Raw genomic sequence first — 18,904 nt, 5'->3', positions numbered from 1 at the left:
TAAACCCTCCCACCTGAGACGAAGGCGCATGCTTACTGAGTCTTAATTGGGGCTTTTTGAGAAACAGCTATACACCTTACTTCTGACCCTCTCTACCTTTAAATGCCGTCAAGCGCTTTCCATCATACCGATACACGCCGAAAAGAGAGCCAACCAATATACTTCCATCAATAGCTTCTAACATATCAAAAAGCATTCCTTTACTGCCTTCGTAGGTTGACTTTATTTCGGTTACTATTGGCGTTTTATCGTACAAGGATTTTCGATCATAACGGCAAAGTACCCAATCATTCCCGATGTTCGGTTTAGTGGGTTTTACTTCACCCGTAGTCCAGATGTTGCCTTTTTTATCTTCCAGTATGGCAGAAGCACCCCGCTGCGATACATGAGTAAAGCTTCTGCCGTCATAGCGCCAAAGCCCATCCACGTCACCGAACCAAATGCTTCCTTGTTTATCTTCGATGATGGACCAAACGTTTTTAAAGGCTTTGCCATCTTTGTTTTTTAAAACGGTAACTGTTTTTCCATCATAAAAACAAGGCCCGCCCCCTGTGGCAAACCATAATTTTCCAGTTTTGTCTTCCAGGATAGCCTTAACACCCGTATCGGGCAGGCCGTCTTTGGTTGTAAAATGTCGAAAGGATTTCCCAAATGCCCGCCTGGGATCGTAACGGCTTGCTCCGAACCAAATAGTACCGGCTCTATCTTCATAAAGAGACATAACCAAATTAGTAGCGAGGCCCTCCCTGGTGGTAAAATGTTGAAAGGATTTCCCATTGTACCGATAAACCCCTGAATCAGTCGTAGCGAACCAAAGATTTCCGCGTCGATCTTCCAGTACATCCCAGTATCTGCGCGACCCTATTTTACTGGCGATATTGGTAAACGATTTTCCATCATATCGAAACACACCGCCCCTTGATGCCGCCATCAGAATGTTTCCGTTTCGATCTTGCTTTAGATTCCGAACCATTGAGTTAGGCCCGTAGGCAGTGACTGTGTCTTTGATCGTGTAATTGATCGTATCATTTGGGAGGTCTGTTTTTTTTTGTCCTCCACAGGAAGTGCAAAAACCAAGCATCCATAAAGCACAAACCAATACGCGTTTAGTCATTACTTGTTTTGTTTATGTTTAGTCATTACTTGTTTTGTTTATAAGGATTTCAACCATTGCAGTGGCCGCCATTGCGGTAGGCCACTAAGCTAAACGTTTGTATCCTATCGTCTGTTAATGGTCTGTAAAAGAAGATTAACGAAATGTAAAAGCTACCGCTTCTGCCGTCCAATTTTATGGACTGCTATGGATTTTGGCCTCTAAGTAGTTGGATATGCTGTGCAATAAACATTCCTACTGTATTCTCACGAATCGCTGATTTTACAATCTGTTCAAGCTAACTTTTCGCATCAAATTTCGATCAACGACCTTTTTTTTCGATAAACGGTGGATACAGATGATTTAGGTTGTGTACCGACTATGCCCTTAAGAAGTCATACTTGTCTCTAGTTTTGAGTCGTCATCATCAATCAACTCCTGGCTATATCCTAGCTCGTTGACGCTTACTTAAACCAACTCGACACGATGCGAAAAATAATCGTCTTTTCCATGATGACCTTAGATGGCGTCATGCAGGCACCGGGTGGACCCCAGGAAGATACCTCAGACGATTTCCAGTATGGGGGGTGGAGTGCACCCTATGAGGAGGAAGTGGGTGAACAGGTATTGCAAAACCAGTTGAACCAACCGGCCGATTACCTGTTGGGCAGGAAAACCTTTGAGATTTTTGCCGCCTACTGGCCTGAGCATGCGGATAGCTGGCCCGGTATCAACGAGGGTATAAAATACGTCCTGTCCCAAACCCTACATCAGTCAGCCTGGAAAAACACCATTTTTATCCAACATGTGGAGGCCATCAAACAACTCAAACAGTCCGCCGGTGCTGATCTACAAGTTTGGGGTAGTAGTCAGCTGATAAAATGGTTACTTACCCATGATTTAGTGGACGAACTGCGGCTCAAAATTTACCCCATCACGTTGGGTCAAGGGAAAAAGTGGGTTGACAAGGGCCCGATTCCGGCTGCCTTTCGGTTAACCGACAGTTTGGCAACCCCCAGCGGTGCCCTCATTGCCAACTATCAACGAGCCGGCGAAGTCAAAACGGGTAGAGTTGGCGCTTAAGCAGACAAAAACGATAGTATGGGTCATTAAGGACCCCATAGCGTACATTTATTAAAAAGCGCTAATGACGACTTCACTTGCCATGTCTTGTGTAATGAATGGTTGTCACCGCCAGCTATATAATCTCATAAAAACGCTCTTATCTGAGACGAAGTTAACTTTCTTTATCTGCGTTTTAAATGCCCATGCCGCTGTCCTGTGCATTTAATGAAGTAGATGATCAACCAAGAGTATTTGAGTTTTGCTTATCTATAGCTTTGTCACAAATGTTAAACGAACATTCAAAATTTGTGGCAATACCCGCTGAAATTTTCAGCTTCAGCTAACCATTTCTCCATACTTAGATCCTAAAAGTTAAGACCAAATCTGCTTTTGATCTATTTTACATATCATTTACGGACCGTTCAGGCACGTCCTGCTAGGCTTTTCGACAATTACCTTTTTGGTTTTTATCTATAAAGGGATTGATCGAAATATTACTATTTAACATAATTGAAGATTATACAACAGAAATGAAAGACCTTTTTAGTAGGCTCGACCAGCATTGGGATGAATCAGGATTTTTCGGTTCACTACGTGATCGAGAGCTAAAATTTGATTTAGGTCAAGAGGTCTTAGGTATACTAAGTGAAGTAGATTTTAGCGAGATTGACCATATACCAAAAAACTACTTCACACTCCTATGGTTTATACCTCTCTTTATGGAATGGCAAGGTCAATGGCTACCTGAATATGCTGAGAAGTCAGTAATACATAAATATGCCGTTTTACAAAATGGGATAGCAGGCGAAATTGAGCGAATATTAGGAATTCCTTAGTAGGTTAACATATACCCAGTAGCTGTTGCAAAAGTCTGTTTGGTGCATGGCATTTTCTGAGTCGGAGCCTATAGCAGTATGAACTTGAAGAGTAATTGTAGCTTAATTATGTATTTACTTTATTTAGAGCTGAAGGTTGCCGAAAATACATCGTTAAGAGTAGGCTGCTTGATTGAATTCATTCAAGTAAATGGCAAAACTCACCAAAATACTCTTGACCATCAGTATGGTCCTTGTTTGGGGTTGGACCATCTTTATGGGTACGTTTGCTACGCACGCAAATGGTCGACGGGTAGGCTGGCTCATTGGCATTAGTGTCAATGTGCTCTTAGCTATCGCTTATAGCTACCTTACAAAGCGCCCTAAAACAGTAAAGGAATGGTTTACTATGTAACCGGCACCGACTTTTGCAACAGCCACATGATTTAAGTTAAAGAATTTTTAAATCAGTTTATTTAACAGATGTATTTGAAAATTGGCAAAAGGATGGTCTCCTTTTCACTGTTTAAACAGGTTTAGACTCTTACACAATTGCTCTAAATCATCGTTATTTGGCCAACCACCACATTTAATCATAGAAGTAATAAAATTCGCTCTTGCTAGATCGAAATCTGTTACTTCGCCCAATACTTCAGCGTTTTCCCAAGGCTGTTCATCGACTGGTAGACGGTATTTAATGCGATAAGTATGATTGAATCCGCAAGCTATATCCACTAGGCAGTGTACATTTTCATACGGAGCTAACTGAAGATGATAGAGATGTCCATGCAATAATCTCTGTATTTGGAAACTGGAAATCAATCCACTCGATGAAAGCTAGATAGGATTTTCCAATTTCGGAGTCCACAGACGAATGTGCTACTTCATCATAAAATTCATGTAAAGTCTGCCTTTTCTGGCTAGCTGTTCGCTTGAGTGGCATACTTTTAAATCTGATGTATAAGTGCGTGTAAGTTAACAGAAACTTATTCGAAGCCGTAAATCTGCGTTTTATCGATTATCTCTAACTCCGCTTGTTGTCCCAACATTCTGATATTGTCAACAACTTCATCAGCTATCTTTATCGCTTTTTCAAAAGTGATTTCCTCGTTAAACGTCATTTGAATACCTGGCATTTCTTTAGAATAACTAAACTCATCATTGCCAACTCGATAATAAGGCCAACCGTCCTTGACGACTTTGACCCACTCAAACGAGTTAGGTGTCATAATTTGATCTTATTCTGTTGAGGGTATATCAATTTCGCCAGTGATTAAAAACTCAAAATCCTTTCCAGTCCACTCCTTACTAGTTTCGTTAGCTGGTGTATTGTCATCAGTGCTTTTGATAGCGTTTTCTGTAGAGCTTTCTTTTTTCTTTTTAAAAAAACCGAATAAACCCATATCTTTAAGCTTGTTGTAAAATCTTAATTATGTAAGCCAATGTACAAAACTTCGGCCAAGTACTCGCGTTTTGGTCGTTCCATAAAACGCCCCAATATTGAAAAGATATATGAATACAGCTTCGTCTCACGTAGGAGCATATTTTGAGACGGCTGTTTTTTTAGCTTTCTCAGTACCAAGGTCGATCTGATACGCTTATGATGATAATTCTTTAATTAATTGTTGATAGGTGTAAAAGGCATGTTTAGCCGAATAGTCATCTTCAAGGAGGCCAAACTGATAAAATAAGTTAGGGTTCTCACTATCCGCATCCCGTAACGAGAAAAGCTCATAATGAGTAATATTGAGTTCCCTTCGACTAGCGTAAATACTACGAATTATCGTGTTTAACAAGTAGGCTTGGCGTTCAGCACTTCGACTAGGACCTGTGGGCCAACCATGTTCAGTAATACGAATAGGTATACTTTCATCAATGCCGGTAGTGCTTAGAGTTACATTCCGAAAATGTTGGAGTAGCCCCTTGACCAGTTGGGAGATCTCATTTTCCTGACTAGCTGGATCGATAGGTCTAAACACATCTGGGAAAAAGTCGAGCCCGACATAATCCAGCGAATCGAGAAAAGTAACGTTTAGTAACTGACCTAAGCTAGTCCAAAAGGGATCAGCCTTGTCAAAACAGGGCACGGCATTAAAACCCACCTGTACGTTTAAACCTCTTTGGTGTATGGCCTGCTTGGCGAAGATGACCCCATTAACAATAACCTGGCTAATTTGAGGAAATGCCCCGTCACCCGGAAACTGATACATATTAGGCTCTTCAGCAATCTGCAAAGAATGTAAAACAGGCCCATAGTAATCGAGTACGTGACTAATAAATTGCTGCCAGTTAGAAGGGGAATAAGCGGTTGTCTGAAAGCACAGCACTAAATCAAGTTTTCGTTTGGGTCCACAGTACTGATGCGAGTACTGCACAGCCTCATTAGCTGGCTCAAGTTGAGGTTCACCCTTGAAGTGGAGGTAATTACGGACAATAAATAAATCCCTTTCTCCTTGAAGGGTATCCAAAGCCTGACGGATAGCATCAGGTTTATCGGCTTTACTATGTGTCAAACCAACTTCATTGTCTATTCCGGCTACCCCACCCAGATAGATGCCAAACAGAAAAGATTGCTGTTCCATATCTTCTACGTTTATATCGCCTTAGTGCTTTATTTGTCAAATATACATCAAATAAGATGTAATTATCAAATTATCCAATGCATTTTATACTTATATACATCAGAAGCGTTATAATTGCAACATGAGCAAGATCGTTGAACTAGTCACTGCCTGGGCTGAGTTTGATCAGCAATATCCGAATCAATCCGTTGAGCAATTTTGTCAATACCAGTTAGCTCAACAAAAGGCGACAGCGGAGGAGTCGAGTCATGACCGCCAACAACAGATTGGTGGGCTGCTAAAAACCTTAGGTCGGCTTACGAGTGCTTTTGCCTTGTATCATCGAGCCGCTATGGCCAAAACAGGTTTACCAACCGCCGAAAGCTTTTACTATTTAAATGGCCTACGGTATTTGGGTGAAGTGCGCAAGACCGAATTAATTCAGTACCTGTTTGCTGAATACACGACCGGTATAGAGGCAATCAGCCGCTTACTGGAAGAAGAGTACATCGGTGAGCGGGCTGATCCAGCTGATAAACGAGCGAAGCTAATCCGCTTAACCGAAAAAGGGGTCCAGGCCCTAACATCCAGCTATGAGTACAGCTCAAAAGCAGGAGACATGATATTTAACGAGGTTACTACTGAAATCATCAACCTCTGCCAAGCGTTGTTGGCTCCTATAGAAGCACGGAACACCCAGGAGCTGAGTAGTATAAAGACAAAAGATTTTGATGTAATGTATACCCGGCTGATGAAGGAGAGTATGAATCCCTCTTGACCGGTTTACTCTAGAAAATTGCTCTACCCGAGTAGGCTTGTAGCGATTTAAATTCCAATTTGTTAGCCAAAGTACTTAATTACAAGTTAATTACTTGCATATTGCTCGTCTTCTAAAACGCCCCATTCTGGAGATGAGCACAGTATCTGTTTTGACAAAGTCATTCGGTTTTCGCTTCAGTCTCAAATTGTCATCTCACAAATCAAACTCACATATTAACTGGGTTTGTGATACATATTGGTGACTAGCAAATGTTAAATTTGTACGTAACAGCAGAAATACCTGTTCATATACTTCTTCAGCTTCATCGCTAAACCTGATGAGGCTTTTTTATATGCGTATCGATTACCTTTATCGATATGGAACCCATATCTGATCAACCTCCCAGCCTGATCCACTAGCGATCCAGATACAGCGTGTGGAAGACGCCACTGATTTTCTGAGCATCTGCGACCTTCTGTCGACTGGCTACGATAGTGGCTATTATTGGGAAGATGTCCAACAAGCGCTACGGACTGCTGCCGGATTAGAAAAGTGGCCCGATTGATAATCCAAAAAATGAAATTCCATTTGTCTGCTCGGTAAGTACCCATTAGCTGCCGTATAGCTTACTTTTACTCTTTGTAACGTTCTCATAACGCTCCTTCGAAAAGGCTAAAACTATTCATCTGAGACAATTTTATAAGTCCAACGTGTTTTCAATTAAGGTTTGACACTTACAAAAACGTACGAATGGTACCCCGGCACAGCGTAACGGCAAGAGAGTTGAGCGTAGTCGCGCCATGGTGATCATTATGAAAAGATCAGTATCATCCAATCTTCTACTTTACTTCAGATGGCCAAAGGTATTTTATGTCCAATAACCTACATCTATTGTTCGGCAATTAAGTATAGTCATCGAAGCATTAAATTGTTCTCAGCCAGCCAGTGGCGAATGCGCCCAAACCACTCGTCGAACGACGGCATTCTAGCGAAACCATGTTCGCCTTTGGTATATAGGTGCATATCGGCTAGAATGCCGTTCTGCAATAACGCTTCATAAAAGACTTAGCTATTTTAACCGGAACCTTACTGTCATCACCCGCATGAGCGAGGAAGGTCAAAGGAGTGGTTTTATCAATTTGCAATTCATTGGAGTAGAGTTGAAGCTGATCGGGCTTGGGCGATTCACCTAATAGGTTTTTTCGGGTTTTGGCGCTCCCAATTTCGGCCGACAGACTAATCACTGGATAAATCAGAATCATAAAATCCGGGCGAAGACTAATGGAATCAGGATTGTCGATTACTGACTTTTCAAAGTGAGTTCAAGCTGTAGCTGCTAAATGTCCACCCGCTGAAAAGCCCATAATTCCAAATCGTTTTGGGTTAATATTCCACCCTGCCGCCAGTTGGCGAATCGTTTTAATAGCCTGTTGGGCATCCTGCAAGGGACCAATAGATGGATCAATCATCGTTTTTTCGCTGGGTAGCCGGTATTTCAGGACAAAAGCCGCCACACCCATCTCGTTGAACGCTTTGGCTATATCGAAGCCTTCTCGCTTCATAACGAGTGTCTCGTAACCACCGCCTGGGCAAACAATTACGGCTGCTCCAGTAGCCTTTTCCTTTGGCGGTAAAAAGATGGTAAGAGTCGGTTGGACAACATTGGCTACATTCTGATCGGCCCGTTTGACTTCCTGCACGTTCGATACTTTCGCGTTTGGTATTGGTCCTGTATATAAGGATATTTCCTTCTAAGCCAGACTGATGAGTGCTGATAGAATACAATATACGCTTAGCAGTAGTTTTCTAGTCATTTTCCGCGTGCGGGTAAAACCGGTATTCAAGTATACTAGTTTAAAAGAAAGCAATCACTCAACTGGTGGTGCTTTACTCGATTACCAACCTATAAAGTATACTTCGCTAAAAAGGCTCTCTGGAGAGTTCATCTGATTTTATTCAGGTAGTTTAGTTGTCTCAGGGTAAGTAGCCGTAAATCACCGGTCTTGAGCCGGCCATTGCCACGTAAGCAGGTCGTCGCTCCAGGCAATGCCTATTGAGGCATTTTTATCGAAATCACCAGCTTCTTCCGTCAATGGGCCTGAGCCGTGAAATAACATAACGTATTTGCCAAAAGCAGGAATCTGTTTCAGATTTAGGACTACACCCGCCGTTATTCGCCCTTTCGCCCAGGGCCAATCGGACTGCCCAAGGGTAATGAGCTCTCCCCAATCCTGCCAGTTTTTTAAATCCGTTGATCGTTTTAAACCGATACCATTCTTGGGCGAATGCATTAGGATGTACTGATTATTCTCCACCAAAACACAGGTATTTTCGCCCGACTCGGTATGCCCCACAAAGGTCCAGTTTTGCAAATCGGTAGAACTCGACATACTGACACCATTTTGTTTATAAAAACACCACCATTTCCCTGGCTCGTCTTTATCGGCCAGTAGATACGGGTCAATCATTCTCCCCATGTCTTTTCCCGCCACACTTGGCCCTTTCACCCGAAGTAATTCCGGACTACTCCAGTTGATTAAATCCCGGCTTCGCATGGTAAAAAGTCGCGCATCCTGATTCGCATAATGAGGCATTTGACTAGTCGTATAGTCGGGGCGAGGATAGGTTTGCAGGCACAAAGCCCATTCGTTGCCTTGCCGAACTACATTACCAGGACTACTGTAATCGAGCCGTTGATCGCGAGGGGTTAAAATGCGAATGGGCGTCCAACGTTTGAGGTCTTTAGTCCGGCTCGTGGCAACATAGGAATAAATTTTATTCCCCTCCTCAATGCGCACCAACGTGAAAAATAGGTATAAGCTATCCTGATGATACAGAAATGCTGGATCGCGGTAGGCCGTGTGTTCATCCCCCTTAAACAAAATGGGCGAAGTCAAAGCAGTTAGGCGATTCTTAAGAGGCTCTGCCGGCATTAATCGGGTAAAGAATCCGGCAATGAGGTAAATAAACAGAAAAGGTTGCATCAAGTAGAAATGTTAAGTTTTGTCCTGCTGACGAAGCAAGCATCGAAACGCATTCACAATTACAATGAAGAAATCTTAAGATGCTTGCTTCGTCAGCAGGACAAAACGCTTTCTCTTTATAATCTAAGCTATTTATACATGGTCACCTTTGACGACTATCTAATAAAGGACGCAACGAATTTAATAGCCTGTATTTTGCTTTAAGAGTGGATTGATATCGATCTGCTGTTGGGGGATGGGGAATAACAAATCCCGCTCGGAAATCGTCTTACCCGTGGCTTTCATTACCGTTAATGCACGGCCTGTTCGAACCAGATCAAACCAACGATGACCTTCAAACGCTAACTCGACGCGGCGTTCCTGCTCCAGTGCGAGCCGGGCATCGGCTTGCGACAGGCCCGTACGTTCTGTAAGACCCGCGCGAGTTCGAATTTGGTTGAGATAAGGCAATGCCTGATTCGTTTGCCCCTGTTCATTCAGAGCCTCAGCATACATTAACAGCACATCCGCATAGCGGGTTACAATCCAGTTGCCATCGCCATCATAGGCCGTTGCTAACGGAGTAATGAATGTTTTTTTTACGTAGGGATCGTTGTAGATCACTTTTCCATCGGTCCAGGTTTCGCTCAGGGATACAGGTTTGCGCAAATCACCCGGTTCATAAGCCGCAATGATATTTTGAGTGGGTCGGTTATAGCCTTGTCCGCTTCCCTGCCCGGTGACATAAACGGCTCCCCGTTTGGGAGAAAAATTGGTTGCATAGTTACTCCCTTCACCCTGACTACTGGCTTTGTAGGCTACCTCAAAAATTGACTCTTTATTCTGTGCATTGGCATCCAGAAATACGCTGGCGTAGGAAGGCAATAAACTGTAGGTGCCCGCATCGATTACCGATTTGAGCACCTGCGCAGCCTGCGCATATTGCTTATGAGTCAGATAAACCTTGCCTAGTAACGAACCCGCAGCACCCTTAGTAGTTCGCCCGATCGACGAACCTGTATAACTGACTGGCAGTTTTGTACCAGCATCAGTAAGATCACTAACGATCTGTGTATAAATATCAGCTATCGAGCTTCGATTGACCTGATAGGCTTCGCTTCCGCTAATTGCCGTTAATACCAGCGGCACATCGCCATAGACCCGAACCAGGTTGAAATAGGCCAATCCGCGCAAAAACTTAGCTTCGCCGATTAGCTGGTCTTTCTGACTAGCATCTGTAAAATTCACCGACGGAATCCGACTTAAAATCGTATTGCACTGGTTAATCAATCGGTAATGTGCATTCCATGCATCGGAAATGAAGCTATTGGTTGACAGCAAGGTAAACGTGTCAAAATCACCGTATACTTGTGTCGTACCCGCGTAATCTTCCTGTTCGGTATTGTCGGAGCGTTCTTCGGAAAACAGAAACCAGTTTCCATACATGCCACCCGTCTGTAAGGTCGAATAGGCACCAAGGATAGCCGTCTGGAAATCGGCCGGAGTCTGATAGAATTTATCGACGTTGGCCGATGAAATCGGCGACAGGGTCAAAAAATCATCCTGGCAAGCCGATGAGGCCAGCACAAGAATAAGGAGTAAACTCGATGAGAATCGTTTCATTGGAAAGCAAGGGGTTAGAAAGAGGCATTCAGACCAACGGTGAAGCTGCGGGCGAGTGGGTAAACCCCATAATCGACGCCTTCGACGAGCGGATTGCCACTGTAGTTTCGATTGACTTCGGGGTTGTAACCGGCGTATTTGGTAAATGTGAAGAGGTTTTGGCCCGTCGTATAAATACGGAGGCTCTGCATGCCAATGCGTTCGGCCCAACGAGATGGTATGTGGTACCCTAACGACACATTGCGAATCCGCAGATAGGAACCGTCCTCCACAAAATAACTGGTCACCTGATTGGAGTTACCCGTTGGATAGGCTTTGGGATGCTTGCCATCACCCGGATTGGCTTCACTTTGCCACCGGTTTATTACGTCTGCATAGGCATTACTGGAGTTCACCGAACCGAAGAAACGACGTTGTAAAAACAGTACCTGATTTCCCTGCGAGCCTTGAAGCAACACGCTCAGATCGAAGCCTTTATAGCTAATTGTATTGGTCAGGCCGAATACGAATTTAGGATAAGGCGTTCCAATGATGGTACGGTCGTTAGCATCAATTTTTCCATCGCCGTTAATATCCTTAAATCGGAAATCACCCGGTTTGGTGACCACCGGAGCGGCCCAGGTTGGACCTGCATCGACCTGAGCCTGATTCTGAAAAATACCATCAACCTGATAGCCATAGTAATTGCTGATGGGCGATCCAATCTGGGTAATATGCGTATCGGCAACGTCGGCAGAACTGCGAATCGGGTCTCGGTTAGGCCCTAACGCTAGCACCCGATTCCGGTTGAAGGAGATATTCGCATCCGTCGTCCAGCTAACGGCTTTGTTTACGATATTCCGCGTGGTCAGTCCAAACTCTAGCCCATAATTCTTTACCTGACCAATATTTTGTAAGGCATTCGTAAAGCCCGTAATCGACGGTACTGGCACACTAAGCAATAAGCCAGATGTCAACCGATTGTAATAATCGGCAGTCAGCAGTAGTCGGTTATTAAACAAGCCAACCTCCAGACCCACATCCACTTGTTTAGATTTTTCCCAGGTCAGATCAGGATTTGCAATGGTTGATGGAATTAAACCATTTGACAGAGCTCCCGTACCAGCTCCAGTGATGTAATTTGACGTACTGATTAACCCAATCGAGCCATAATTACTGATAAAATTATTTCCGTTTAGCCCGTAGCTAGCCCGTATTTTCAGATCACTGACGGCTTTCAGCGACCGCATAAAAGGCTCATCAACAATTCGCCAGGCGGCCGCGACCGACGGGAAATTACCCCATCGATTATTCGACCCAAATCGGCTACTGCCATCCCGCCGGAAACTGACGGTCAACAAGTACCGATCTTGGTAATTGTAATTGATCCGCCCCAACCAGGACAAAAGCGCCCATTCGTCGCGCGTTGTACTCCCACTGTTGATCTGACCCGCGTTGAGCGTCGTGACCAAATCGTTTGGAAAATTAATCGCCGTTAAAGCTGTACCGTAATACCGATTTTTCTGAATTGTATAACCCCCTAAAGCCGTGAACCCATGTTTTCCTAGCTGCCGAGTATAGGTCAATGTATTTTCATTCAGCCAGTTATAACTCATGCCGTCATTCGCGAATCCCGACGGTACGGTTGGCGCTGGTTGACCTGGATTACCAATTTTAGACGAACGGAACCGATCTTCGCGCGATGCATTCAGGTCACCGCCAACGGTTATGCGCAGATTGAGGTCTTTAATGATCGAGTAGTCCGCATATACTGTTCCCAGCATACGATAGGCCAACTGCTGCCGATTTTCTTCATTCACAATCACCAACGGATTTTCGGGCGTCTGAAACCCGTACTGATAATTGGCCATGGTGCTGTAGGTCCCATCGGGGTATTGAGCAGGCAGTTGCGGTAGGAAATGGAGTGTACCCAGGATGGCACCCACCGAAATATGCCCTTCTACATCGACAACGCGTTGGGTTCGCACGGATGGAAGCAAGCTGACCCCAATTTTTAGTCGTTCGCTGGCCTGCGATTCAATATTGGCACGAACCGAGTAACGGATCAGATTAGTATTCGGAATAATGCCTTGTTGATTGAAAATGCCAGCTCCTACAGAAAACGTAGTTCGTTCGTTCCCGCCACTGACCGCTATATTGTAACTACTGATGGGGGCTGCGCGGTAAAATGCCTTTTGCCAGTCGGTATCATATTGGCTGAGTTGAGTAAAGATGGGTGGTATTATAGCTAGTCCAGCCGACGTTTTCTTGAGTCGCTCTTCATTACTATCCGCCGGATTACCCCCAATTACATCACGATAATACTGGTTTCTAGCCTCAATACCGATTTCAGACAATTGAGTGGAATTCAGCATCTTGATTGGTCGGTCCAGCGATTGAGTACCGACATAGGCATCAAAATCAACGCGGGTTTTGCCAGCTTTCCCTCGCTTGGTGGTAATAATTACCACACCATTTGACCCGCGAGAGCCATAAATAGCCGTTGATGAAGCATCTTTCAGTACATTGATGGATTCAATATCGGCCGGATTTAGGGTCGTCAGCGGGTTATAGTTCTGGTCAAAGTTTCCCTGTACCGGATAGCCATCAATGACATAAAGTGGTTCGTTGCTGGACGAAATGGACCCAGATCCTCGTACTCTTACCCGTACACCTCCTCCTGGTGCACCCGATGGTTGTGTCACCTGAACACCCGGCAGTTGCCCAGCCAGCGCCTGATCGATACCGGCAACGGGCTGCGCTTTTAGCTTTTCAGCCGTTATGGTTGCTACAGAACCCGTCAAGTCCGATTTTTTTTGCGTGCCATACCCAACGACGACCACTTCATTGAGCGTCTTGTCATCGGCTGCCAGCTTAATAGTCAGCACTGTTTGGTTCTTGACCGAAACCTCCTGAGAAAGGTAACCGATGAACGAAAAGACCACGACCTCCGCTGGGTCGGGGACTACCAGTCGGAAATTGCCGTCCTTATCTGTAATCGTGCCTTTACTGGTATTTTTAACCACAACACTAACACCCGGCAATCCCTGACCGGATGTGGCATCGACGACCTGCCCAGTTAGGGTGCGTTCCTGTACTTGCTCAAAAACGGGAGAACTGCCCGAAGGAATAAGGACTGGACGCATGTCGGCTGTATTTGGTGACTCTGGTTTTGACCCTTTTTTGGCACCACTGATGGGCTGGATTACATAGGTGCGGGCATCGATCTGAATACACTGCAACTCCTTCGGAGCCAATATTCGGTTCAGTGTTTCGGGAATATGTTCACTAAAATCAGTCAACGGAGGGGACGAAATCGTAACCGAACGGACTAAAGCCGCCCGGTAATTGAAGCGGACGCCATACGTTCCTTCTAATTGCCCAAGCAAAGTTTTCAACTCCAATGAATTGAGTACTGGCCTGGTTGTGGTGGATGGATTCTGGTAACGAGCCAGGGCCAAGGTTTGGGCAGAAACCGAACTGATTCCACCGGTCAGCAGTGCCAATGCGACTAAATGAAGGCACTCACGTTGTAAGGGTTTAGGCATTTTTTACGTTCTTTGTTTTTGAATTTTTGAATTGAATAGGCCACGCTCACTGAGGGTGGTTTTATTTTAACCGGCTGTATACCAACGTCAGTTTACGGGACTGGGAATAAAGTAGATGCGGCTCTGATATGGCACCGCTTTGAGTCCGAAGGTTTCAGAAAGAATGTGTAAGGCTTTCTCCTGATTATCGAGCGGCAACTCCCCGGTAAATTGCTGATCTTTAAAGTCTTCACCTTCCAGCACCAATTGTACCCCATACACCTCCTGAAACCGTTGTTGTAGAAGGGCCATCGACGCATTTTCGAACACCAGTAATTTATCGCGCCAGGCCGTAAATGGGCGTTGCTGGGCGGCAGTTGTCATCGCTAGTTTATAGGGCGAGGCTGCTGCCTGATAGCTAATTAATTGACCCGGTTTCATCAAAATTGTCTTTTGACTAATCCGGTCAGTAAGGGCGATACGACCTTCTTCCAGCAGAATCTGAGTTCGTTGTGCACGGGTATATACTGTAAACCGAGTCCCTAGTACAGCTACATCAGCTCGTTGGGTGTGGACCGTAAATTTTCGATAAGTCCCCGTCTCGTCGTTTTTTTGCTTCTGAACCGCAAAAAAACCTTCTCCCCTAAGCCAAACTTCCCGATTCGTCCGCCAGTGAAAACGAGAAGGAATTCGAAGTTGACTGTTGGCGTTGAGTGTTACCTGCGAACCATCGTATAAGGCAAGCGTCTGAAATTGGGCATTTCCATTCTGGATAAGCCGTTCCTGGAAAAAATAGAGATAACCCCACACGCCTATTAACAACGGGATCAAAGCAGCGGCAGCGTAGCTCCAATATAATATCCGTGGTATTTTCCGGATTGGAGCGGTGTCTTCCGCTGGTTCGGGCATTCGATTTGCCATCGTACGCTGAAATAAGTCAGTTACATAGTCTTCTGAGAAAGGAATCCAAGTGGAAGTTAGTCCCTGAGCGAGTAGGCGTGCTTGTTCAAACGGAGCACGCAGGTGCGGATAGGTTTCAACCAGGCCTTGCCAATAAGCCGTCATCTCCGGGGTCGGCTTGGCAATCCAGGCTCGAAAGGAAGCATCCATCAGAAATGCTTCGGCATCATAAGGCATGTAATCACTATACGATTTCATAACATCAGGTTATTCAATCATACAGTGGAGAGAAAGGGTATTTTTGTAGTATAAAAAATGTAAAAAATTTTCTTAATTAAAGAAAAGAAGGGGTAGCAAAAGAGACAACTCTTTGTCTTTCAAAATAATACGTAACTGTTTTAAACTTGAATAAATCTGCGAGCGAGCGGTTTGATAGTTAATATTCATCAGCTCACAGATCTGCTCATACGACAGGTCATTGAAATAACGGAGGTAGATAATTTCCCGTTGCCGGGGCGATAAGGCGTTCATTGCCAGCCGAATTTGCTCCGCCCGTTCCGAATCAATATCCAGGGCGATGAGCTGCTGTTCAGCCGATGGCTCAATGGTAAATGTCGATTGACCAATTTCATCCCGATCATCGTCCCAGCCCGATATAAACGGTTGTTCGCGTCGGTACTGCGCTTTGAGTCGATTGCGAAGTGCCTTTAGCAGATAAAAACGAACGGAAGCGGGTTGAACGACCCGTTGTCGGTAATGCCAGAGTTCGGTGAATACATCCTGAAGACAATCTTCAACGGTTGCCACTGATCCACAAAGACGCAGCCCGTAGTTGAGTAAATGGCGAATATGCAGTTGGTAGACTTGCTGAAAAGCCTGTTCATCTCCGGCTTGGAATTTGGGCCAAAGTACTTGTTCATTTGTTGTCTGGGCAACCCCCATCTATTCCCTCGTCTATCGGATTATAAAACTAATTCCTTTTCATTAGTAAGGGGATTAGTTGCAAAAGCTAATCTTTTTGCGCCTGTTTTACACCGTTTTCAGAAACTACAACTACAGGTACCTTTAGGTCAATGGGTAGTTGAAACGGACACTAGCCTATCCAATGACACCTTTTTTCGAATTCCTTAGAGCCATGCATCGACTTAAGCTAGCCGGGATGAGTACAGGTGAATCAGTTTTTAAATGTAATACCTTCCCGATTATCCAGTATTTGACTATCCTGCTCCATCAATTCCCCTCGAATCGTAATCTGTCGGCTGTGATTGACCTTCAGCCGCTTTGGATAAGCTCGCTGGCTGTCTGGGTCGACATCATTCAATACAGCTCCTTCTACGTCATCCATCACCAGGCCGTAACGGGCATCTGGCTGGCGCACTGTTAGCCTCACATGATCGAGACGAAGACGTTTGACGTGCCGGATAAAAAATCCGTAGCTAGGCAAATTCATTCCGAACATGCGGTTCATGGGGTAGTGCTTTTCGTTTTCGGGTACAATCTGCTCCCGATCCTGCTCAATAGCACCTCCAATTGTCGTGGCTGAATTGCCTGACTGTCAATTAGTCTGCTCAGTCAAAGAACCCTTAACAGGAATACTTAAACGTGAAATTAATAATCGCGCGAATATTCACCTTTATAAACACGTAGATCAACTTGCACTACTACAAGTTGCCCGATTATTCATAACGCACGGTGGTTTAGGTTCAATAAAAGAAAGCCTTTACCACTGCGTACCTATGCTTGTCTATCCATTAGGCCTGTCGTATGTTCAACTGCCAAATGCATTAAAAATTGAGCATCATGGTTTAGGGCTTCGAGGAAATATACAAACTGAAAACCCTGCGGTAATGAAGCAGAAAATAGTACACCTTCTGACTGAGATCAGATTCAACATATCGCTTGACAATTTTCACTCGAACTGTCAGGCTACCTACACAACTGATTACTTATCATCCGTACTAAGCAATGTGTTAGCGCCTGCGGTCTTGTAGATTATGTGCATCAAAAGATCCGGCGGATTTTTAGTTTGCAGCTTAGTACTGCCGTATCATTTACCTTTTTAGTCGTACCTGTATAAACATATCATGACTTCGAATTAACACCAGATTAAGACACCAGAGTTAACCTGGTTAAGTTTAGTCACGGGCCTTACCACATTTATCTATTATCCTTTTTTTGAGGCAGTTGAACTGGTCACCTGCTTTCTCTTTTGAAAAAGGATGAAATCTTCAATATTTTCTACCGGTAATTTGGGGGCTAAAATTGTCTTATCTTTATTCAGAATATACACCGTCGGGGTCATAAATACGTCATATTGATGACGAAAATCAATGGTATGTGTGAAATCATATCCATTGATGGCATTTCCCAATTTAAATTGTTTTATGAAGGCCTTCCATTCCTGAGGACTTTGATCAACCGCAATCGCAACGACCCGAATTCCCTGGCTTTTATATTTATCAGCAAATTGGGCCACTTTAGGCGCGCTCTCCCGACAATGACCACAGGTTGGAGAGTAAAAATAAATGACAGAATACTCCGCTTTTAGCGCTTTAAGGGCAAGCGCCTGCCCTAAAGTGTCACTCACGGCGGGCATACTAAAGGATTTACCCGTTAGATTCCGTCTCATGGCAGCAACTAGTTGGCCAATTATTTTTATGGTTGCCGTGTCTGAAACGCTCATTATTCCGGTGGCATAATATTTCTCAAACATGTGAACATATAGGCCCTCCACGCCTACAATTGTGGGGCGTTCATACTGACTGGTTATATAGTAAATTGTATAATTTTTGATGTCCTTATTTTGACCCGCGATAGCTTTGTCGACGACAAAATCAGCTGCTTTAATGAGCGAATCAGGAACCTGGTTCGTCAATTCTTTGATGTAACGTTCCAATTTACCCTGTAAAAAGGGGGTTCGTAATAGACGGCCGTCCGAAAAATCAAATTCATCCCAATAATGCCGTTTCAGGTAGTGCATCGGAAAATTCGGATCACTGTGATTAGTTAGGGTTGGCTGATCCCGAGGAATTTCAGGTTCGCTTGCCTCTTTAAGTAACTTAACGGTAAACGTGTGGGCATGATCAAGGTAAAATTGCTTTCGGAAAGTAGTCGTTTTAAGGAGCAATTCCTGCTTCTTTGTCCGAAGCATCGATACGGTAACTGAATCTGTTTTCCCATTTTCCTGGCTAGTTAGTGCTTTTGATTGGTCATATAATGTTAACATCTCCTGCTGATAACCATAAAATAGAGCATTTTCTTCGGAACCTATTATATGCATGTGATTTACCAAACCTGCGGTGTCGGTCTTAAAGGCAAACTACTGATCTTCAGTAATAATTAAATGCAGGCCCACATCTTGATTAGACGGACGAACCAGCAAATAGAGTCCTTGAGGCAGAGGCTCTTTACCAGAAAATACAAATGTTCCCTGATTATCTACTTTCGCAGTATCTTTTGGAGTAAAGGAGATTTTACCATACCAATGGGCAAGTATCAGGGTGGTGTCTTTACTCCCTTTAATTTGCCCTTCAATAAAGAAGCCCGGAGAAGCTTGTGTTGCTGGTTGAGCTAAACTGGCTCGTAGGAACAAAAAGTAAAGTAATAGCGCCCATTTCC

At 44.3% G+C, this 18,904-nt stretch carries 19 protein-coding genes; 6 read left to right on the top strand and 13 right to left on the bottom strand.

The genetic code is table 11. From position 1 onward, the window contains the following. Window positions 1-76 precede the first annotated feature (76 nt). Window positions 77-1,114, bottom strand: a complete 1,038-nt coding sequence (locus ACYVF1_RS31420) for a ligand-binding sensor domain-containing protein (RefSeq protein WP_461086545.1) — start codon at window positions 1,112-1,114, stop codon at window positions 77-79. Window positions 1,115-1,579: 465 nt separating this feature from the next. Between ACYVF1_RS31420 and ACYVF1_RS31415 the strand changes: the two genes are divergently transcribed. After that, a complete protein-coding gene (locus ACYVF1_RS31415) occupies window positions 1,580-2,176 on the top strand; it encodes a dihydrofolate reductase family protein (protein ID WP_461086543.1) in 597 nt (198 codons plus the stop codon). Between the two features lie 512 nt (window positions 2,177-2,688). Continuing rightward, on the top strand, window positions 2,689-2,994 hold the full coding sequence (locus ACYVF1_RS31410) for a hypothetical protein (RefSeq protein ID WP_461086541.1): 306 nt from the start codon (window positions 2,689-2,691) through the stop codon (window positions 2,992-2,994). A gap of 965 nt (window positions 2,995-3,959) precedes the next feature. Here ACYVF1_RS31410 and ACYVF1_RS31405 read toward each other — a convergent pair. The 3 genes from ACYVF1_RS31405 to ACYVF1_RS31395 form a co-directional block, all read right to left on the bottom strand. Beyond that, on the bottom strand, window positions 3,960-4,202 hold the full coding sequence (locus ACYVF1_RS31405; RefSeq protein WP_461086539.1) for a hypothetical protein: 243 nt from the start codon (window positions 4,200-4,202) through the stop codon (window positions 3,960-3,962). Between the two features lie 9 nt (window positions 4,203-4,211). Then, on the bottom strand, window positions 4,212-4,376 hold the full coding sequence (locus tag ACYVF1_RS31400) for a hypothetical protein (RefSeq protein ID WP_461086537.1): 165 nt from the start codon (window positions 4,374-4,376) through the stop codon (window positions 4,212-4,214). A 195-nt stretch (window positions 4,377-4,571) separates the two neighbouring features. Next, window positions 4,572-5,555: a hypothetical protein gene (locus ACYVF1_RS31395; RefSeq protein ID WP_461086535.1), complete on the bottom strand. Its 984-nt coding sequence runs from the start codon at window positions 5,553-5,555 to the stop codon at window positions 4,572-4,574. A gap of 121 nt (window positions 5,556-5,676) precedes the next feature. Between ACYVF1_RS31395 and ACYVF1_RS31390 the strand changes: the two genes are divergently transcribed. Continuing rightward, on the top strand, window positions 5,677-6,312 hold the full coding sequence (locus ACYVF1_RS31390; protein ID WP_461086533.1) for a MarR family winged helix-turn-helix transcriptional regulator: 636 nt from the start codon (window positions 5,677-5,679) through the stop codon (window positions 6,310-6,312). Window positions 6,313-6,730: 418 nt separating this feature from the next. After that, a complete protein-coding gene (locus ACYVF1_RS31385; RefSeq protein WP_461086531.1) occupies window positions 6,731-6,859 on the top strand; it encodes a hypothetical protein in 129 nt (42 codons plus the stop codon). A 463-nt stretch (window positions 6,860-7,322) separates the two neighbouring features. Here ACYVF1_RS31385 and ACYVF1_RS31380 read toward each other — a convergent pair whose 3' ends face one another. The 7 genes from ACYVF1_RS31380 to ACYVF1_RS31350 all read right to left on the bottom strand — a co-directional run bounded on the left by ACYVF1_RS31380 (window position 7,323) and on the right by ACYVF1_RS31350 (window position 16,228). Beyond that, window positions 7,323-7,556 carry a hypothetical protein gene (locus ACYVF1_RS31380; protein ID WP_461086529.1) on the bottom strand — a complete coding sequence of 78 codons (234 nt, stop codon included), beginning with the start codon at window positions 7,554-7,556 and terminating at the stop codon, window positions 7,323-7,325. A 60-nt stretch (window positions 7,557-7,616) separates the two neighbouring features. Then, complete coding sequence (locus tag ACYVF1_RS31375) at window positions 7,617-7,994, bottom strand: alpha/beta hydrolase (protein ID WP_461086527.1); 378 nt, start codon at window positions 7,992-7,994, stop codon at window positions 7,617-7,619. Between the two features lie 294 nt (window positions 7,995-8,288). Further along, entirely contained in the window at window positions 8,289-9,278 is a 990-nt protein-coding gene (locus ACYVF1_RS31370; protein ID WP_461086526.1) for a glycoside hydrolase family protein, read from the bottom strand. A gap of 180 nt (window positions 9,279-9,458) precedes the next feature. After that, on the bottom strand, window positions 9,459-10,880 hold the full coding sequence (locus ACYVF1_RS31365; RefSeq protein ID WP_461086523.1) for a RagB/SusD family nutrient uptake outer membrane protein: 1,422 nt from the start codon (window positions 10,878-10,880) through the stop codon (window positions 9,459-9,461). A gap of 14 nt (window positions 10,881-10,894) precedes the next feature. Further along, window positions 10,895-14,407 (bottom strand): SusC/RagA family TonB-linked outer membrane protein, encoded by a 3,513-nt coding sequence (locus tag ACYVF1_RS31360; protein WP_461086521.1) that lies wholly within the window; start codon window positions 14,405-14,407, stop codon window positions 10,895-10,897. An 87-nt stretch (window positions 14,408-14,494) separates the two neighbouring features. After that, on the bottom strand, window positions 14,495-15,544 hold the full coding sequence (locus ACYVF1_RS31355) for a FecR family protein (RefSeq protein WP_461086518.1): 1,050 nt from the start codon (window positions 15,542-15,544) through the stop codon (window positions 14,495-14,497). A gap of 72 nt (window positions 15,545-15,616) precedes the next feature. Beyond that, window positions 15,617-16,228, bottom strand: a complete 612-nt coding sequence (locus ACYVF1_RS31350; protein WP_461086516.1) for an RNA polymerase sigma factor — start codon at window positions 16,226-16,228, stop codon at window positions 15,617-15,619. A 193-nt stretch (window positions 16,229-16,421) separates the two neighbouring features. Here ACYVF1_RS31350 and ACYVF1_RS31345 point away from each other — a divergent pair, with 193 nt between their 5' ends. Both ACYVF1_RS31345 and ACYVF1_RS31340 read left to right on the top strand, forming a co-directional pair. Next, window positions 16,422-16,670: a hypothetical protein gene (locus ACYVF1_RS31345; RefSeq protein WP_461086514.1), complete on the top strand. Its 249-nt coding sequence runs from the start codon at window positions 16,422-16,424 to the stop codon at window positions 16,668-16,670. A 151-nt stretch (window positions 16,671-16,821) separates the two neighbouring features. Continuing rightward, window positions 16,822-17,277, top strand: a complete 456-nt coding sequence (locus ACYVF1_RS31340) for a glycosyltransferase (RefSeq protein ID WP_461086512.1) — start codon at window positions 16,822-16,824, stop codon at window positions 17,275-17,277. 173 nt (window positions 17,278-17,450) lie between these two features. Here ACYVF1_RS31340 and ACYVF1_RS31335 read toward each other — a convergent pair whose 3' ends face one another. Together ACYVF1_RS31335 and ACYVF1_RS31330 are read right to left on the bottom strand one after the other, a co-directional pair. Next, a complete protein-coding gene (locus ACYVF1_RS31335; protein ID WP_461086510.1) occupies window positions 17,451-18,566 on the bottom strand; it encodes a thioredoxin-like domain-containing protein in 1,116 nt (371 codons plus the stop codon). Between the two features lie 39 nt (window positions 18,567-18,605). Continuing rightward, window positions 18,606-18,878: a DUF4369 domain-containing protein gene (locus ACYVF1_RS31330; protein WP_461086508.1), complete on the bottom strand. Its 273-nt coding sequence runs from the start codon at window positions 18,876-18,878 to the stop codon at window positions 18,606-18,608. Window positions 18,879-18,904: the final 26 nt, after the last annotated feature.

This window comes from Spirosoma flavus (assembly GCF_054778555.1).
This window is presented reverse-complemented; position numbering and strand designations above follow the sequence as displayed.

What these genes read in the sequence shown, in the direction of transcription:
- ACYVF1_RS31405 (WP_461086539.1), bottom strand. Translation starts at nt 4,202, where the DNA reads ATGACACCTAACTCGTTTGAGTGGGTCAAAGTCGTCAAGGACGGTTGG.
- ACYVF1_RS31360 (WP_461086521.1), bottom strand. Translation starts at nt 14,407, where the DNA reads ATGCCTAAACCCTTACAACGTGAGTGCCTTCATTTAGTCGCATTGGCA.
- ACYVF1_RS31365 (WP_461086523.1), bottom strand. Translation starts at nt 10,880, where the DNA reads ATGAAACGATTCTCATCGAGTTTACTCCTTATTCTTGTGCTGGCCTCA.
- ACYVF1_RS31380 (WP_461086529.1), bottom strand. Translation starts at nt 7,556, where the DNA reads ATGATTCTGATTTATCCAGTGATTAGTCTGTCGGCCGAAATTGGGAGC.
- ACYVF1_RS31400 (WP_461086537.1), bottom strand. Translation starts at nt 4,376, where the DNA reads ATGGGTTTATTCGGTTTTTTTAAAAAGAAAAAAGAAAGCTCTACAGAA.
- ACYVF1_RS31345 (WP_461086514.1), top strand. Translation starts at nt 16,422, where the DNA reads ATGCATCGACTTAAGCTAGCCGGGATGAGTACAGGTGAATCAGTTTTT.
- ACYVF1_RS31410 (WP_461086541.1), top strand. Translation starts at nt 2,689, where the DNA reads ATGAAAGACCTTTTTAGTAGGCTCGACCAGCATTGGGATGAATCAGGA.
- ACYVF1_RS31335 (WP_461086510.1), bottom strand. Translation starts at nt 18,566, where the DNA reads ATGCATATAATAGGTTCCGAAGAAAATGCTCTATTTTATGGTTATCAG.
- ACYVF1_RS31390 (WP_461086533.1), top strand. Translation starts at nt 5,677, where the DNA reads ATGAGCAAGATCGTTGAACTAGTCACTGCCTGGGCTGAGTTTGATCAG.
- ACYVF1_RS31420 (WP_461086545.1), bottom strand. Translation starts at nt 1,114, where the DNA reads ATGACTAAACGCGTATTGGTTTGTGCTTTATGGATGCTTGGTTTTTGC.
- ACYVF1_RS31370 (WP_461086526.1), bottom strand. Translation starts at nt 9,278, where the DNA reads ATGCAACCTTTTCTGTTTATTTACCTCATTGCCGGATTCTTTACCCGA.
- ACYVF1_RS31355 (WP_461086518.1), bottom strand. Translation starts at nt 15,544, where the DNA reads ATGAAATCGTATAGTGATTACATGCCTTATGATGCCGAAGCATTTCTG.
- ACYVF1_RS31415 (WP_461086543.1), top strand. Translation starts at nt 1,580, where the DNA reads ATGCGAAAAATAATCGTCTTTTCCATGATGACCTTAGATGGCGTCATG.
- ACYVF1_RS31350 (WP_461086516.1), bottom strand. Translation starts at nt 16,228, where the DNA reads ATGGGGGTTGCCCAGACAACAAATGAACAAGTACTTTGGCCCAAATTC.
- ACYVF1_RS31395 (WP_461086535.1), bottom strand. Translation starts at nt 5,555, where the DNA reads ATGGAACAGCAATCTTTTCTGTTTGGCATCTATCTGGGTGGGGTAGCC.